This window comes from Bacillus marinisedimentorum (genome assembly GCF_001644195.2).
Classification (GTDB): domain Bacteria; phylum Bacillota; class Bacilli; order Bacillales; family Bacillaceae_O; genus Bacillus_BL; species Bacillus_BL marinisedimentorum.
The window spans coordinates 130,141-146,249 of sequence record NZ_LWBL02000030.1 but is presented as its reverse complement, the minus strand read 5'-3'; the positions used below and the strand labels follow the sequence as shown (position 1 = coordinate 146,249).

The window sequence follows — 16,109 nt, the reverse complement described above, 5'->3', positions numbered from 1 at the left end:
TATATTTTTTATTTTGTTAACGAATACTGCTGGATATTGGTCACTTGCTTCTGGGTCCCGCGTGAGAATGCGGTGATGCCGGTACGTGCCAGCTCCTTGATTCCGTACGGCCTGAGCAGGTCGATCAATGCCTCGATTTTATCCGAGTCCCCGGTCACCTGGACGGTCATGCTGTCTCTTGAAACATCGATGACTGAAGCCCGGAACGGTTCGATGATACCCTGAAGCTCGCTCCTTACCTGCCCGTTGCTGATCACTTTGATGAGTGCCAGCTCCCTCGCCACGATGGCCTGGTCGGTTATGTCATTTACCTTTAAAACATCGATTTGTTTATTCAGCTGCTTGACGAGCTGTTCCAGCTGATTTTTATCATCAACATGGACGACGAAAGTCATTTTCGATATGCCGGCCGTCTCACTTGGCCCGACGGTTATGCTTTCAATATTGAACTGCCTTTTAGTGAACATTCCGGTGATTCTGTTCAGGACACCGCTCTGGTTGTTGACAGTCGCGATTATGATCCGTTTCATGGTTTCACCCCGATCATTTCATGAAGTCCTTTGCCCGGAGCCACCATCGGGTAGACATTTTCTTCACTGTTGACTCTGCAATCAATCAGAACCGGTTCGTTGTTATTCAGAATTTCATGGAAAACAGCCGCGGCTTCATCTTCTTGTTCAAGCTTTATTCCTGTTAATCCATAAGCCTCTGCAAGTCTAACAAAGTCCGGCTGCACCGGCATCAGCGATTCGGAATAACGCTCTTCATAAAAGGTTTGCTGCCATTGTCTCACCATCCCGAGTGACTGGTTATTGACGATGATGACTTTGACAGGCAGGTTGAGCTCTTTCAGTAAAGAAAGCTCCTGGAGTGTCATCTGGAATCCGGCATCACCGACGATCGCAACAACCGTTTTATCAGGTTCAGCCAGCTGCGCGCCGATGGCTGCCGGAAAACCGAATCCCATCGTCCCGAGCCCGCCTGACGTAACCCATCTGTTCGGACGGTCGAATCTGTAATATTGGGCCGCCCACATCTGGTGCTGGCCTACATCAGTCGTCACGATGGCCTCACCTTCTGTCGCCTTGCAAATCATTTCGACGAGTGCCTGTGGAGCGAATTTTCCGGTTTCCTTTGTATACCATAGTGGATAGTTTTTTCTCATTTCATCCAACTGGAGGAGCCACTCTTCTTTTTCCGGTCTGTTTCCTGAACCTGATGCCAATTCTTTCAATGCTTCTCTGGCGTCAGCGACAATCGGAATGGCTGTCGGTACATTTTTTCCGATTTCGGCTGGGTCGATATCGATATGGGCGACAGTCGCTTCCGGTGCGAAATGCTTTAAATTCCCGGTCAGCCTGTCATCGAACCGTGCCCCGATATTTATGAGCAAATCACATGTTGATAATGCCATGTTTGCCGTATATGTCCCGTGCATCCCGCCCATTCCGAAATGGAGCGGATGGTTGGCCGGGAAGGAACCGAGCCCGAGCAGGGTGTTCACTACCGGGACTTGCATCTTCTCGGCAAAGGCCAGTAATTCCCCGGATGCTTTCGCATGGATAACGCCTGCCCCTGCCAGGATGACTGGCCTTTTTGCGTTCTCAAGTGCGTCAAACAGCTTTTTTATCTGAAGAATGTTTGGTGCGGTTGTCGGCTGGTATCCCGGCAAGTTAACTTCTGCGTCAAAATGTGCTTCCGCTTTCCCTGCTGATATGTTTTTCGGTATATCGACCAGAACGGGGCCAGGTCTTCCTGTTGAAGCGATGTGAAAGGCCTCCTTCACGATGCGCGGCAAATCTTCGGCATTCCTGACTTGATAGTTATGTTTGGTGATCGGCATCGTTATACCCATCACGTCCGATTCCTGAAATGCATCTGTCCCGATAACATCAGCTGCCACCTGGCCGGTAAATATGACAAGTGGCAGTGAGTCCATCATGGCATCAGCAATACCGGTCACAAGGTTTGTTGCGCCTGGCCCCGAGGTCGCAATGACGACACCCGGTTTCCCGGAAACCCTCGCATAGCCTTCTGCCGCGTGAATCGCCCCCTGTTCATGCCTAGCGAGAATATGCTTGAACCCGCTGTGATAAAGAGAATCATAAATCGGCAGGACAGCACCGCCTGGATAGCCAAATATGACGTCCGTCTTTTCCTCTTCAAGTGCCCTGATGAGGACATCGGCTCCACTTACATTTTCCGTCTTCGGTTTAACTCTCGCCCGCATTCTTTTACCTCCCGTATATGATTTTTTTCATTAAAAATACCTTTCCACCCCGCGCACATGAAACAATCGGTGCACAGGGGTGAAAAGGCATTGCTTTCACGGTACCACCCTGTTTTGCAGCATTTTTACAAATGCCGCCTCTTGAACAGCAGTCACTGTCCGGTTGATAACGGGTTTTACATACCCGGCTGTTCCTACTCACTCCGTTTTCGGAACAGCACTCCGAGGTGATGTCGCCGCAGGAGGCATCGCCCGGTTCCAGCAGTGCGGGCTCTCTGGTAAATGCCTGATTCCTGAAGCTTTTTCCTCTTCAGCGTTTTACTCTATATTTTCATGACCCCGCCGGTACTGGCTGATGTGACCAGTTTCGCATAGCGGGCAAGATATCCTTTTTGAATCTTAGGTTCGGGCTTTTTCCAGTTCTTACGCCGTTCTTCAAGTTCATCATGTGTCAGCATGACTTGCAGGCTTCCATTATTCAAATCAATTAATATCTGGTCACCGCTTTGGATATATGCGATCGGCCCGCCTTCAGCCGCTTCCGGTGAAATGTGGCCGATCGAGATTCCCCTTGAAGCCCCGGAGAACCGGCCGTCTGTAATCAGTGCGACTTTTTTATCGAGGCCCCTGCCGGCAATCGCCGAAGTCGGCGCCAGCATTTCCGGCATTCCCGGTCCGCCTTTCGGCCCTTCATACCGGATGACGACGACGTGGCCTTCCTTGACTGTTCCGTTATTGATGCCTTCCTGCGCTTCATCCTGTGATTCAAACACAATAGCCTCGCCGAGGAAGGTTTCAATCGATGGATCGACAGCTCCTTTTTTGATAACCGCTCCATCCGGTGCCAGATTCCCGAAGAGGATCTGGAGGCCTCCCGTTTTGCTGTACGGGTTATCGACGGTCCTGATGACATTTGGATCTATAATCTCACAGCCGTAGGTATTCTCTTCGACTGTTTTGCCTGAAATGGTGATCCTGTCTTTATGAAGCGCCCCTTCAACTTTGCACAGTTCGTTTATAATGGCGCTGATGCCGCCTGCCCTGTGGACATCCTCCATCGAATAATCGGATGCCGGGCTGATCTTTGCCAGATACGGCACCCTTTTCGCCACTTCATTAATCCGTTTCAAATCATATTCGATTTCCGCTTCATGGGCGATTGCCAGAGTGTGAAGGACTGTATTTGTTGAGCCGCCCATTGCCATATCGAGTGCAAAGGCATCATCAATCGCATCTTTTGTGACAATATCCCTCGGCCTGATATCTTTTTCAACCAGATCCATCAGATGGGAAACGGCCGATTTGATCAAATTTCTGCGATCTTCGGATGTTGCGACGATAGTCGCATTTCCCTGCGGTGTGACACCCAGCATTTCCATAAGGGAGTTCATTGAGTTTGCGGTGAACATCCCGGAACATGATCCGCATGTCGGACAGGCACTCGTTTCCAGCTGCTGCAGTTCTTCGAGTGACATTCTTCCTGACTGATGCGCTCCGACCCCTTCAAATACGGAAACGAGGGAAAGCGATTCACCCGATTCAGAACGCCCCGCTTCCATCGGTCCTCCTGATACAAAAACGGAAGGAACATTGGTCCTTACGGATGCCATCAGCATACCCGGTGTGATTTTGTCACAGTTCGGAATATAAAACACACCGTCGAACCAGTGGGCGTTGATGACTGTTTCTGCCGAGTCGGCTATGAGTTCCCTGCTCGGAAGTGAATATCTCATTCCGATATGGCCCATTGCAATGCCGTCATCCACTCCGATTGTATTGAATTCGAACGGAATACCTCCAGCCTTCCGGATTTCTTCTTTTACAACTTCCGCAAATTTATTTAAGTGCATATGCCCCGGTATGATGTCAATATAGGAGTTGCATACGCCGATGAACGGTTTGTGCAAATCTTCCGTTTTGACTCCAGCCGCATGCAGAAGGCTGCGGTGCGGAGCTCTGTCAATTCCTTTTTTAATCATGTCGCTTCTCATCAATTATCCCGCCTATCCTGCCTGAACATCTTTTTCCTGGTGGTATACTTTCATTCCGTCCAATGTTACCTTTTTCCGAAAGCCCTGCAGAAGCTTTTTCGTGTGGGGGCCTGGTTTTCCGGTTCCGATCTCACGGCCGTCAACTTTAACAACGGCAATCACCTCTGCTGCTGTACCGGTTAAAAACACTTCGTCGGCAACATATACATCATGTCTTGTGAAAACTTCTTCTTTGACTGTATAGCCCATCTCGGCGGCAAGTTCCATAATGGCGTTCCGTGTAATCCCCTCAAGGGCGCCGATATAGCCTGGCGGTGTCTTTATCACGCTGTCTTTCATGAGGAATACGTTATCGGCCGAGCCTTCGGCTACATAACCCTGATCATTCAGCATGAGCGCTTCACTGACACCGGCAAGGTGAGCTTCAATTTTCACAAGGATATTATTCAAATAATTCAGTGATTTCACTTTAGGGCTTAGTACGTCCGCCCGGTTTCTCCGGCTGGCCACCGTAGCAATCTCAATGCCCGTTTCGTAAAGCTTTTTCGGAAACAATGCCAGCTGTTCTGCAATGACAATGACCTGCGGGTTGCGGCAAGGGAACGGATCAAGGCCGAGGTTTCCTGGCCCTCTGGAAACGACAACCCGGATATAAGCATCCCGGAAATCGTTTTTCCGCAAGGTCTCGATAATAATTGCCTGCATCTCCTCTTTTGTATGCGGAATCTTCAACATGATAGATTGGGCGGAATTATACAGCCGGTCAAGATGCTCATTAAGCCTGAAGACATTTCCGTCATACATGCGAATGCCTTCGAACACCCCGTCGCCGTATAAAAATCCGTGATCATAAACGGAAACAACTGCATGTTCTTTCGTTACGAATCGGCCGTTTAAATAGATCCATTGCTCGCTCACACAACCACTCCTTTCGTTCTTCATCAGAAAGCGCCGGGACAGTTTTCAATCCGCCTTGTGAAGAAGATAATTTGTTTGATTGAGGACAATAATACGCCGGTTTCATAAGGAGGTCAACAGCAAAATCGAAACTTTTCAGATAATTTTGATTTATCAGTTTTATTGTAATCGCTTACATTCCGGCAACTTCAGTACTTTAAAGGTTTATGGCGTTCAATTGTAAATTTTTTTGAAGCGTTTTCATTCATATCCGCTCCTGTCCGGTTGTCCGGAAAATCCATACAGGATGAAGCCTGTCAAAAAAAAAGGCCCCTTTTCAGGGAGCCGCATTATTTAACGCTGTGCAGTTTTCTCAACTGGACGATATCCATTCGCTTCTTCAATTGCGTATTGCAGGTCGGCTGTTATGTCATCAATGTGTTCTATTCCGACAGAAAGCCTGATCATATCTTCCGTAACTCCTGTCGTTTTCAAGTCTTCATCCGACAACTGCCTATGTGTGGTGGAAGCAGGATGGATGATAAGGCTTTTCGCATCCCCGACATTCGCGACATGCGACCACAATTTCACATTGTCGATGACCTTCGCCCCTGCTTCGCGTCCTCCTTTAATCCCAAACACGAGCACTGACCCGGCCCCTTTCGGCAAATATTTCTCTGCCAGCGCCCTGGAAGGATGGCTGTCAAGTTCCGGATAAAGGACCCATTCTACACCTGGATGCGATTCCAGATACTTCACCAAATCCCTCGCATTGTTCACATGTTCCTTCATCCTTACATGCAGCGTTTCAAGTCCGAGCGATAACTGGAAAGCATTAAACGGGCTCATCGCAGGCCCGAGGTCACGCATCATCTGAACCCTGGCTTTCAAAATATAAGCCTCTTCACCCAGGTCTTTTGCATATGTCAGACCGTGATAGCTTTCATCCGGACGGTTGAATTCCGGAAATTTATCGGATTGCCAGTCAAATTTCCCGCCGTCTACAATGACCCCTCCCATCGTTGTCCCATTTCCGCCAAGCCATTTGGTCGCAGAGTGGATGACGATATCTGCACCGTGTTCAATCGGCCTGCACAAATACGGAGTTGCGAATGTATTGTCGATGATGAGCGGGAGTCCCGCTTCACGGGCAATTTGTGATGTTTTTTCAATATCAAGCACGTGGAGTCCCGGATTGCCGATCGTTTCTGCATATATTGCTTTCGTGTTTGAATTAATAGCTTCTCTGAAAGCTTGCGGGTCTTCGGGGTCGACAAACCTTGTCTTAATACCGTACTTCGGCAGTGTGACAGCAAAAAGGTTATATGTGCCCCCGTACAGGGTCGATGCCGATACGATTTCATCACCTGATTCCGCTATGTTCAGGATAGAAAGCAATATTGCGGACATACCGCTCGCTGTTGCAAGTGCACCGACTCCGCCTTCAAGGTCAGCCATGCGTTGTTCGAGCGCTGAAACTGTCGGGTTGCCGATCCGCGTATAAATATAGCCTTCTTCCTGTAAATCGAACAGGTTCGCAGCATGTCCGCTGTTTTCAAACTGGAACGCGTTGGACTGGTAGATCGGCAGTGACCGGGCCCCTGTCGAAGGATCGGGCTGAAGCCCTCCGTGAATGCCAAGCGTTTCAATGCGATAATTCCTTTTTTCCATGTTCCCACACTCCTTTTTTCGGTTATCATTATTTTTTCAAAATAACTCCCGTACGCTCTCGGACAGACTTGATAAACTGTATACAAGAAAAGGGCCTCTCTTTGATAGAGAGGCCCTGATATGTCACAGTCGACTCTCTTATCTTCCAAAGCAAGCAAGCTTTGCAGGATTTGGCACCTGATCAAATGCAGCCATTTGACGGGTTGCCGGGTTTCATCGGGCCAGTCCCTCCACCTCTCTTGATAAGAACTAAATATTCAGTTAATTATTTGTTATGATACTTTAATGCCTTTTTCCTGTCAACATTTTTTACCTGCTTCCTTTGTCTCCAACATCCTATCTTTTGCTGATGATTGTCTGCTGCCTTTTTCAGTTGTATAATGAAACATGAATTGTGCTGATTAAAGGAAGTGGGTTTTTAAATGTCCGATTGGTTTATTCTTTTCATCGCTTTCTGGTCTGTTTTCCTCTTTGTCATGATGGCGATCGGCGGTTACTTCATGTTCAGGAAATTTCTGAAAAAACTTCCGAAAGAAGACGGAAAATCGATCATGGACTGGCAGGAATATTATATCGAGCAGTCGAAACACCTCTGGCCGGATGAGCAGAAACGTTTCCTCGAAGAGCTTGTTTTGCCGGTGCCCGAGTTGTTCAGGGATGTTGCCAGGCAAAAAATCGCCGGTAAGATCGGCGAACTTGCGCTGCAAGAAAACGCACGGCGCATCGAACAGGACCATGTGATCAGGGGATATATTATGGCGACCCCGAAACGTGACCATAAGTTTTTGAGAAAAACATTAACCGAAAAACATATTAGTCTTGTGCCTTATGAGCATTTATTTTAAAAACGTATAGGGTACAGTTCTGGAAGAGAAAAATGTTAATTCGTACTATCGCCAGCTGATTTGCAAGTGAATTCAGTAAGTGATCACAATGAAAATAGCACAACGTCCAGGTTTCTCACCTGGACGTTGTTATTTGTTTTGTAATTTAAAACGGGTGGATGATTTCTGCGGAGCAGCCGGCAAGAATGTATTTCCCCAGCCTTTCCAGCAAAAGAACAAGCATTTAACCTGTGTCACTTATTTGTTATGCTGAATGGAAAACTGCAGGAAAAAGAAAAGGACGAAAACATAGGCGATTTCGTCCTTAAAATAGCTTTTCTCACCGTTAACTGGACCGGTTGCTGAAAACAGGCACATTTATTTATGGATGGAGCAGGTTTCCATCCTTGATATATAACTGCTTTTTAATCTTTTTGTAAGATAGGTACATCGACAGCCTCCACGGCAGGATCATGCCGAATGCCAGAATAAAAAACAGGCCGCTCGTTTCACCGAAGGAAATGTAATGGCCGAGAAAACTTTTCATGACGAGCCGGAGAAGAAGCAGCCCAATCAGCAAAAAGACAAATGCCTTCGACCTTTGTAAATATATCTTATTCCCTGAAACAGTGAAGCGGGATGTTTTTATCAGTAATATTGAAAAAAGTGAACCGACAAGAAACGCCTCTGCTCCTTCAGCCGGCGGCACCCTGAAATAAGGTATTGCAAACATGAAAAAACCAGTGCTCATAAAAACCGGAGGAAGGATCAATTTTATGGCAGAAACCGGCCTTTCAGCCGCCTTTATCCGTACAAAAATCATGAATGACGCCATGAAGGCTGCAAAAATGGTGCTGACCCATATCAGCAACTTCCTCACCCTTTTAATTCAAATTCTGGATATTATCCATTATACCGTACTTACAGTGGTTATCACACCGGATTTACCTATTTACCTGATCATGTGGTTGATCGCATCCAATACACGGCTGTCCTCAAATGGTTTGATGATAAAGTCCTTTGCCCCCGCTTCGACTGCTTCCATCACCAGTTTTTCCTGACCCATCGCTGAACACATGATGACGAGGGCAGACGGGTCGAACACCTTAATCTCCCTGAGTGCTTCTATTCCATTCATTTCCGGCATTGTGACATCCATAATCACCAGGTCAGGCTTGCAGTCTTTGTAGATGGAAACGGCTTCTTTGCCGTTTTCCGCCTCACATTGAACTTCATGCCCGCCCTGTACGAGCATATCCTTCAACTTGGCCCTCATGAACTGGACATCATCCACAACTAATACACTTGCCAACACACGTCCCCCATTTCAGCATTCTCATCGTAATAAGAGAAGACGGCCTGCAACAGGCCGTCTCGCTTTACATCATTGGTCTTCTGCAATCGTTAAAATAATCGTCATTGTAATTCCGACTACGGTCAAATACACCCCAAGATCGAATAACATGGCTGTCGCCAGTTCGACATCGCCAAGAAGAGGCAAATGGAAATGGCCGAATGTTTGGGAAAGGAATGGGACATCAAAAAGGAAAGAACCCATACCGGTCAGACCTGCTGTCAGTAAGCCCATCGGTATGAAGCTGCGGAAATTCACTTTGATGATACGCGACATCGTCTCCATCCCGTAGCTGATATACATCAGCACAAGTGCACCTGCTGTCATGAGCCCGCCAATGAATCCGCCTCCTGGAGCGTTATGGCCAGCCAAAAAAAGATAAAATGAAAAAGCCAGGATTACAAAAGCAATCGTCGTAGTTGTCGTTTTTAAAATCACATCGTTTGATCTCATGGCTACTCTCCTTATGCTGCTGCTTATTCTGTCTTAATCAATTATAGTATAGCGGTTCGCAGATTAAAATCCTGTGAAGCCCCCGAAAACATTAATCAGGTAAGAGCTGATTTTGGTCATCCAATCGAAGAATAGGAAAATCCCCATGATGATCATCACATAACCGCCCGCATGGACAATTTTTGCATTGTGCTTTTTAATCCATTGCATGCGCCCGATGAAAAATGACATGATCAAAAACGGCACTGCAAAGCCGAGTGTATATGCAATCATATACATCATTCCCGATCCGGGATTCGTGACGCTCATCGCCAGAACAGCTGCCAGAATCGGTCCCGTGCACGGCGTCCATCCCGCGGCGAAACCGATGCCGATCAATACGGAGCCAAAATATCCCGATGGCCTATTTTTAAACGAAAGTTTATGATCCTTCATCAAAAATTCAGGTTTTAACACACCGACGATGACAAAACCGAAGAACACGATTAAAATCGCGCCGACCTGACGGATCAAGTCGCTGTATTTTACAAACAGCTGGCCAACCAGTGATGTCGACATGCCTAATACAAGGAAAATAATCGAGAAACCGACCAAAAAGAATATCGTGTGTAAAAGTGTCCGGCGCTGCAGCATAGCATTATCTTCTTTCAGTTCGTTCACGGACACCCCTGTTATATAACTTAAAAAGGCAGGATAAAGCGGTAGGCAGCACGGCGAAATAAACGAAAGAAAGCCGGCGCCAAAAGCTAAAAATATATTCACATCTGCCATTAAACATCCCCCTATACGTATATCCTCTATCTCTCCTACCTATTCTAACAAAACAAACGAAAAAAACAATGATACAATTCTGTGACAAAATCATCAATTAATCGGCAATTTCCCCGGCATATGTTTTCCTATCCAGCACTACCCCGGCCTGAAATGAAACAGCCGGCGATAGTTGCTGCAGACGGTTGAAAGCCATTTTTTCTTCTTCTTGCGACAATTTAATGATCCGGTCATCCACAATCCGGAACGGCTTGAACGCCGCATTTACTTTTTCTCCGTCCAACCGAATCGTCAACAGGCCCGTTTCCGCCGTCTTGCCACTGACGTAGTCAGGAAACAAAAAGTTGCCGAGCGAATAGGCGATTGGCTTACCTTGATAATATTCAAGTCCCTGCAGCACATGGGGATGGCTGCCGATAATGCCGTCTGCTCCTGCATCAATCAACTTCCTGGCCGCAGCCGTCTGGTATGCAGCCGGAAAATCGTTCCGTTCATAACCCCAATGCATATAAACAAACAAATAATCCGTGTTCCGGCTCTCCCTCCTGACAACCGAGAGCACCCGCTCCAAATCATAAGCACTTGCGATTCCCCGCTTTGTTTTCCCTGCAAACCAATCACCCGCCGGCAATACTCTTGAAATTCCTAGAAATTTGATATGCAGCCCTTTTATATGGACGGAATGGTCCTGATATGCCTCTTTGCTGTTGACCCCGGCGCCAATGTATGCGAGCCCGGCTGAATTGACATAAGCCATTGTATCCAGCAGCCCGTCAATTCCGTAATCCATCGTATGGTTATTCGCCAGTGTCACAAGGTCAAATCCAGCCTGCTTTACACCGTCCAGCGCCTCAGGAGTTGATTTAAAGTTATACATTTTAGGATACTTTTCATGTCTCCCGGTTACAGCTGTTTCAAGATTGGCCACTGCATAATCAGCAGCGCTGACCAGTTCCCTCACTTCCGTGAACGGATAAAGCGGACCATGTTCAGCGATTGCCTGTCTGACGGACCGATCCATCATGATGTCACCCGCAAACGTGACCGTTACCGGTTCTTGCTTCAAATCGATTTCCATGTCTTCCGCAGCCGAGTATCCCATCAATAGAGAAAGCATCAAGGATAACATAACATACATATAACCTGTCCCCCATTTCCCGTATCAGAAGCCAATATATGGTCTGAGACGGGAAAGTAGAACGGCTTACACATCAGGGGGATCCTTTCTCTTGCTTAGGGGGAACCGGCTTAAACAATACTGTTGTGTGACAGATATGGTTAAAATCAAGCAAACCTTTAATTGATTAGAGAAAAAAGAGGCTGGGACAAAAGTATTTTAGTCAAAGAAAAATCCGAACTATGTTACGAAGCTCTAAATAGAGTTTCGCGTTAGTTCGGTTTTTTACTTTTTTGGCTTTCTTAACATGATATTATTCGTCTATAGAGGTGGACAGTTTGGTTATGTCCCGGCCTCCTTTAGTAACGTCATTCCATTTCGGATAATTCATTTCCCAGAGCATATTCACTTTCGATTTCTTCAAGAGCTCCCTTTACCCTGGCAATTCCTTCATTAAGTGTTGTAAAGGCAACGGGAAAGACAGGCGTATCATAACCATCGGACGCGTGGCTATACCTCGGGTCGTAATAATACTCAAGCAGCATCGAGATGACGGACCTATAGTCCCCATGGAGCAGGTTCCGTTCCAGTTCTTCCTGTGCTTCCAGCGGCTTGAGTTTCTTTTTCAGTTTCCTTGCCGCCTCATTGAATTCATCAAGATAGCCGTCTTTTACATAAGTTTGCATGATATTGCTGATTCTTTCGGCAAATGGCATTTCCACTTTGACCCTGATGCCTTTTTCTTTCCCTTCAACGATAAAATCCGGGAGCGTGATTGGGCCGATCCGTTTGCTTTCAGCTTCAATCAAATAGTAAGGAAATCTTTTATACCGTTTCAGTTCCGCTGCCAGATTCGCTTCAAATTCCTTCTGGCTGCTTGGATTCAGGCCAATATTGCCAAAAATGGAACCACGATGCCGTGCCAATCCTTCAAGATCGATGACCGGGTACCCTTCTGATTTTAGGGCCTGCAAAACATCTGTCTTTCTGGTGCCGGTATGACCTTCAAGAACAACGAAGGGTTTCGGTTCACTTGCTGCCTCTTCCAGTTCGCTGACTGTTTTTTTACGGTATGATCTGATGCCGCCTTCTAACTGAACAACCGGCAATTCCATCATATTCATTGTAGTGACGACAGCTCCGCTGCGCATTCCGCCCCTCCAGCAATAGACGACAATCGGTGAATCAGGGTTTTCCCTGATGATGTTCTGGAAACGTTCGTAAAATATCGGCAATTTTCCAGATAACACCTCCAGGCCTCTTTCTTTTGCCGGCTCACGCCCCCGCTGTTTATATAGGGTGCCGATTTCGGCCCGTTCCCCATTATCGAATATCGGAATGTTCACTGCGCCAGGCATGTGATATTCCGCAAATTCCGCCGGCGAACGAACGTCAACAAAACATGGATTATCAATATGTTCCACATCATATATTGTCATTTTGTCAGGTTTCGAATCCATCTTCATTCCATATCCTTCTTTCTGCCGTCCATATGACTGAAACGATGTCTACCGTCTATTATTGTACACATCGCCGCAGTTGAAATCCAGCGTATAAGCCCTTATATAGGAAAAGACACTCCAATGAGTGCCTGTCCGTCAGTACATTATTTTTTTGTTGTGTTTATATTGTTCATGGCTCTCATCATCTGGTTAATCTTCTTCTGCGAAGGTTTTTGTCCCATCTGCATGAGTAACACACGAAGCATTTGTTCATTGATTGGCGGATTTTTCTTCAGATAGCTCATCATGTATTGGCGAGCGATAAAAAACCCGATAGCAAGCCCGGCCAATAATGCCAGGACGCCTACCAGAATGTAATAAAACATACACTAGCTCCTCCTTCAAACTGTCTACTGTAAAGTGTACTAAAACCGTTCCTATTATACAATAAGTCGGAGCCATTTTGTCGAATTTCATACAAATTTACGCTGTTTTATCGGGTTGAGCCATCCATAGTTTTTATTATGATAGTCAATCGCAAGAAAATAAGAGTCTATTTTACGCAACGCTTCAAAAAAGATCGTTTCCGCTTCATATGTTCCGCTTGATCGCAGCAATAAGAAGTTCTGGTGCAGTGATAAGCTCGCCCGCGTATCATTCGCGTCAATATAGAATGTATTCAACAAAATATGTCCGTCCGGGCGGCTCTTTATCCTTGACCCGATTTCATGCTTGAGCAATTGGATCGGGACCCTCCGTGTAATATATTGGACCTGCCTTTTGACAACGTTATATGCTTGCATGTCCTGTTTAAATTCATATTGATAAAACAAATTGTATAATCGGTCTTCGTTGCCGAAGAAGTGGTGGCAAAACTCTTCTTCCACAAGATAAATGACGAACCTTCTCATGCAGCCCCCTCCTGTAATCTCCTTTCTGTCAGTATAGCGGAACATTTATATAATCAATGTCTATCCGTGAAACAAATCTCTTCTATTTTTGTCGAATGGAGCCGCTTGCATATAGACTGTTAGTGTCATGGACAGAATAAATGCGCAAGGCGCCTGCTTATGACGATAGCCGCTTGCGCCTGGAGCTGGACAATTCCCTTCTGGCTATCCGCAACGCTTAAATATTATAATTTCCTTAACAACAGCGAAAACTCGCCGATTGGCGAGCTTTCAGGCAAAGACGGCGGCACATCTGCCGTTCTATATCCATAAAATTGTCTGCTCCTTTTCATTCCTTCCTTCCTGACAACTTTCACTTTCCTATACGATGAAAAAACCCCCGGCTCGGCCGGAGGTTTCGGGAATTTCATATTATTTTTTCAGAAGGGATTTAAGCTCAGAAACCACATTTCCTACATTGAAGCCATATTCTGATACGACCTTTTCTCCCGGAGCAGAAGCACCGAAACGGTCTATGCCGAGCACTTTTCCTTCATCGCCGGTATAGCGCTCCCATCCGAAAGTGGCAGCCATTTCAATAGCAAGACGCTTCTTGACGGATTTCGGGATGACTTTTTCCTTATATTCTTCTGATTGTTCTTCAAATCTGTCCCAGGAAGGCATGGACACCACTGATATATGGATGCCGTCTTTTTCAAGTTCTTTCTGCGCTTCCACAGCAAGGCTCACTTCTGAGCCAGACGCAAGAAGAAGCGCCTCAGGGTTTCCGTTTTGTGCGGACGAAATGACGTATGCACCTTTGCGGACTCCTTCTTCTGCTTTTTGTCCGGTTGCCATTGTCGGCAGTCCCTGGCGTGTAAGCACAAGCGCTGTTGGTTTATTTGTGCTTTCCATGGCCATTTTCCAGGCAGCCTTCGTTTCATTGCCGTCTGCCGGGCGGATGATGGACAAACCAGGCATCGCTCTTAATGAAGGCAGCTGTTCAATCGGTTCGTGTGTAGGGCCGTCCTCACCGACAGCAATGCTGTCATGTGTAAATACGTATGTGACAGGAAGCCCCATTAAGGCTGCCAGGCGGATAGCCGGGCGCAAGTAGTCGGAGAAGACGAAGAATGTTCCGCCATACACTTTCAGCCCGCCATGGAGTGCCATGCCGTTCAGAGCGGCACCCATCGCAAATTCACGAACACCGAACCAGATATTCCGGCCTGCATAATTGCTTGCGGAAAAATCCTCTTCATCTTTAATCAGTGTTTTATTGGAGCCGGCCAGGTCTGCAGAACCGCCGAAGAAGTTCGGGATTCCATTTGCGATTCCGTTCAGCACTTCACCGCTGGAGGCGCGGGTAGCAGCTTTGTGTTCGCCTGGAGCATACTCCGGCAGATGGCTTTCCCATCCTTCCGGAAGCTCGCCCTTGATCGCTGTTTCAAGATCCCTTGCCAGTTCAGGATGTTCATTTTTATATGAATCAAACAGCTTATTCCACTCATTTTCTTTTTGTTGGCCGTTCTCTTTCACTTTTTCGTTAAAGTGGCTGTAAACTTCATCAGGTACATGGAAATCCCGTTCAAACGTCCATTTATAAGACTCTTTCGTCATTTTCGCTTCTTCTTCGCCAAGCGGTGCACCGTGAGAGGCTGAAGAGCCGGCTTTGTTAGGGGAGCCGTATCCGATCGTTGTTTTCACTTCAATCAGTGTAGGGCGATCAAGATCCGCTCTTGCATTTTCCAGAGCTTCTTCAATTTCCTCAAGATTGTTTCCGTCCTCCACCCTGATTACCTGCCATCCATAAGCTTTAAAACGGTCTTCGACGCTTTCGGTGAACGAGCGGTCCAGCTGGCCGTCAAGGGAAATATCATTTGAGTCATATAACACAACAAGGCGGCCCAGTTTCATATGGCCGGCATAGGAGGCAGCCTCTCCGGAAATGCCTTCCATCAAGTCGCCGTCACCGCAAATACTGTATGTAAAGTGGTCCACTACATTATAGCTGCCGCGGTTATATTTTGCTGCAAGATGCCTTTCAGCCATCGCCATCCCTACAGCCATTGCAATACCCTGGCCAAGCGGTCCTGTTGTTGCTTCAACACCAGATGTATGGCCGTATTCCGGATGACCAGGCGTTCGGCTGCCCCACTGGCGGAAGTTTTTGAGATCGTCCATTGTGACATCGTAACCTGCCAGATGAAGAAGACTGTATAAAAGCATGGAGCCGTGTCCTGCAGACAGGACAAAACGGTCCCTGTTGAACCATTCCGGATTCGCCGGGTTCTGATTCATATATTTAGTCCAGAGACTGTATGCCATAGGAGCTGCTCCCATTGGCATTCCCGGATGTCCTGATTGTGCTTTTTCAATTGCATCAATTGAAAGCGTCCGGATGGTATTAATGGAAAGATCGTGGATGTTATCTGCCATAAAATTTTCATCCCTTCTATGTAATGTGTT

The 16,109-nt window shown here is 46.8% G+C and carries 15 protein-coding genes and 1 riboswitch; of the genes, 1 reads left to right on the top strand and 14 read right to left on the bottom strand.

What is annotated here, in order from left to right; genetic code table 11:
- Positions 1 to 8 precede the first annotated feature (8 nt).
- The 5 genes from ilvN to A4U59_RS09825 all read right to left on the bottom strand — a co-directional run bounded on the left by ilvN (position 9) and on the right by A4U59_RS09825 (position 6,789).
- Positions 9 to 530 (bottom strand): acetolactate synthase small subunit, encoded by a 522-nt coding sequence (ilvN, locus tag A4U59_RS09845; protein ID WP_066173295.1) that lies wholly within the window; start codon positions 528 to 530, stop codon positions 9 to 11.
- A complete protein-coding gene (gene ilvB, locus A4U59_RS09840; protein WP_066173293.1) occupies positions 527 to 2,230 on the bottom strand; it encodes an acetolactate synthase large subunit in 1,704 nt (567 codons plus the stop codon). Before ilvB ends, ilvN begins: the two co-directional genes overlap by 4 nt.
- A gap of 323 nt (positions 2,231 to 2,553) precedes the next feature.
- Positions 2,554 to 4,221, bottom strand: a complete 1,668-nt coding sequence (ilvD, locus tag A4U59_RS09835; protein ID WP_066173290.1) for a dihydroxy-acid dehydratase — start codon at positions 4,219 to 4,221, stop codon at positions 2,554 to 2,556.
- A gap of 12 nt (positions 4,222 to 4,233) precedes the next feature.
- The gene (gene ilvE, locus A4U59_RS09830) at positions 4,234 to 5,139 is read right to left on the bottom strand and encodes a branched-chain-amino-acid transaminase (protein WP_066173289.1); all 906 of its coding nucleotides are present in this window, start codon (positions 5,137 to 5,139) and stop codon (positions 4,234 to 4,236) included.
- A 333-nt stretch (positions 5,140 to 5,472) separates the two neighbouring features.
- A complete protein-coding gene (locus tag A4U59_RS09825; RefSeq protein WP_066173285.1) occupies positions 5,473 to 6,789 on the bottom strand; it encodes an O-acetylhomoserine aminocarboxypropyltransferase/cysteine synthase family protein in 1,317 nt (438 codons plus the stop codon).
- Between the two features lie 135 nt (positions 6,790 to 6,924).
- Positions 6,925 to 7,038, bottom strand: a riboswitch (SAM riboswitch).
- A gap of 173 nt (positions 7,039 to 7,211) precedes the next feature.
- Between A4U59_RS09825 and A4U59_RS09820 the strand changes: the two genes are divergently transcribed.
- Entirely contained in the window at positions 7,212 to 7,634 is a 423-nt protein-coding gene (locus tag A4U59_RS09820) for a DUF2621 domain-containing protein (RefSeq protein ID WP_066173282.1), read from the top strand.
- A gap of 361 nt (positions 7,635 to 7,995) precedes the next feature.
- Here the strand turns inward: A4U59_RS09820 and A4U59_RS09815 are convergent, their stop codons facing one another.
- The 9 genes from A4U59_RS09815 to tkt all read right to left on the bottom strand — a co-directional run bounded on the left by A4U59_RS09815 (position 7,996) and on the right by tkt (position 16,079).
- On the bottom strand, positions 7,996 to 8,484 hold the full coding sequence (locus A4U59_RS09815) for a CcdC family protein (RefSeq protein ID WP_083270779.1): 489 nt from the start codon (positions 8,482 to 8,484) through the stop codon (positions 7,996 to 7,998).
- Between the two features lie 81 nt (positions 8,485 to 8,565).
- On the bottom strand, positions 8,566 to 8,925 hold the full coding sequence (locus tag A4U59_RS09810; protein WP_066173279.1) for a response regulator: 360 nt from the start codon (positions 8,923 to 8,925) through the stop codon (positions 8,566 to 8,568).
- A 72-nt stretch (positions 8,926 to 8,997) separates the two neighbouring features.
- Complete coding sequence (locus A4U59_RS09805) at positions 8,998 to 9,420, bottom strand: Na(+)/H(+) antiporter subunit B (protein WP_066173276.1); 423 nt, start codon at positions 9,418 to 9,420, stop codon at positions 8,998 to 9,000.
- Positions 9,421 to 9,483: 63 nt separating this feature from the next.
- The gene (locus A4U59_RS09800; RefSeq protein ID WP_066173273.1) at positions 9,484 to 10,191 is read right to left on the bottom strand and encodes a cytochrome c biogenesis CcdA family protein; all 708 of its coding nucleotides are present in this window, start codon (positions 10,189 to 10,191) and stop codon (positions 9,484 to 9,486) included.
- Positions 10,192 to 10,288: 97 nt separating this feature from the next.
- Positions 10,289 to 11,329 carry a CapA family protein gene (locus A4U59_RS09795; protein WP_066173270.1) on the bottom strand — a complete coding sequence of 347 codons (1,041 nt, stop codon included), beginning with the start codon at positions 11,327 to 11,329 and terminating at the stop codon, positions 10,289 to 10,291.
- A gap of 347 nt (positions 11,330 to 11,676) precedes the next feature.
- The gene (gene mnmH, locus A4U59_RS09790; protein ID WP_066173267.1) at positions 11,677 to 12,774 is read right to left on the bottom strand and encodes a tRNA 2-selenouridine(34) synthase MnmH; all 1,098 of its coding nucleotides are present in this window, start codon (positions 12,772 to 12,774) and stop codon (positions 11,677 to 11,679) included.
- Positions 12,775 to 12,914: 140 nt separating this feature from the next.
- Positions 12,915 to 13,136 (bottom strand): YneF family protein, encoded by a 222-nt coding sequence (locus A4U59_RS09785; protein ID WP_066173264.1) that lies wholly within the window; start codon positions 13,134 to 13,136, stop codon positions 12,915 to 12,917.
- Positions 13,137 to 13,223: 87 nt separating this feature from the next.
- A complete protein-coding gene (gene sirA / locus A4U59_RS09780; protein ID WP_066173261.1) occupies positions 13,224 to 13,661 on the bottom strand; it encodes a sporulation inhibitor of replication protein SirA in 438 nt (145 codons plus the stop codon).
- Positions 13,662 to 14,072: 411 nt separating this feature from the next.
- Positions 14,073 to 16,079, bottom strand: coding sequence for a transketolase (gene tkt, locus A4U59_RS09770; protein ID WP_066173256.1), 2,007 nt, complete (start codon positions 16,077 to 16,079; stop codon positions 14,073 to 14,075).
- Positions 16,080 to 16,109: the final 30 nt, after the last annotated feature.

Bases quoted from the DNA above. Each gene is read 5' to 3' on its own strand.
- ilvN (WP_066173295.1), bottom strand. From the start codon at position 530: ATGAAACGGATCATAATCGCGACTGTCAACAACCAGAGCGGTGTCCTG.
- ilvB (WP_066173293.1), bottom strand. From the start codon at position 2,230: ATGCGGGCGAGAGTTAAACCGAAGACGGAAAATGTAAGTGGAGCCGAT.
- ilvD (WP_066173290.1), bottom strand. From the start codon at position 4,221: ATGAGAAGCGACATGATTAAAAAAGGAATTGACAGAGCTCCGCACCGC.
- A4U59_RS09825 (WP_066173285.1), bottom strand. From the start codon at position 6,789: ATGGAAAAAAGGAATTATCGCATTGAAACGCTTGGCATTCACGGAGGG.
- A4U59_RS09820 (WP_066173282.1), top strand. From the start codon at position 7,212: ATGTCCGATTGGTTTATTCTTTTCATCGCTTTCTGGTCTGTTTTCCTC.
- A4U59_RS09805 (WP_066173276.1), bottom strand. From the start codon at position 9,420: ATGAGATCAAACGATGTGATTTTAAAAACGACAACTACGACGATTGCT.
- A4U59_RS09800 (WP_066173273.1), bottom strand. From the start codon at position 10,191: ATGGCAGATGTGAATATATTTTTAGCTTTTGGCGCCGGCTTTCTTTCG.
- A4U59_RS09795 (WP_066173270.1), bottom strand. From the start codon at position 11,329: ATGTATGTTATGTTATCCTTGATGCTTTCTCTATTGATGGGATACTCG.
- mnmH (WP_066173267.1), bottom strand. From the start codon at position 12,774: ATGAAGATGGATTCGAAACCTGACAAAATGACAATATATGATGTGGAA.
- A4U59_RS09785 (WP_066173264.1), bottom strand. From the start codon at position 13,136: ATGTTTTATTACATTCTGGTAGGCGTCCTGGCATTATTGGCCGGGCTT.
- sirA (WP_066173261.1), bottom strand. From the start codon at position 13,661: ATGAGAAGGTTCGTCATTTATCTTGTGGAAGAAGAGTTTTGCCACCAC.
- tkt (WP_066173256.1), bottom strand. From the start codon at position 16,079: ATGGCAGATAACATCCACGATCTTTCCATTAATACCATCCGGACGCTT.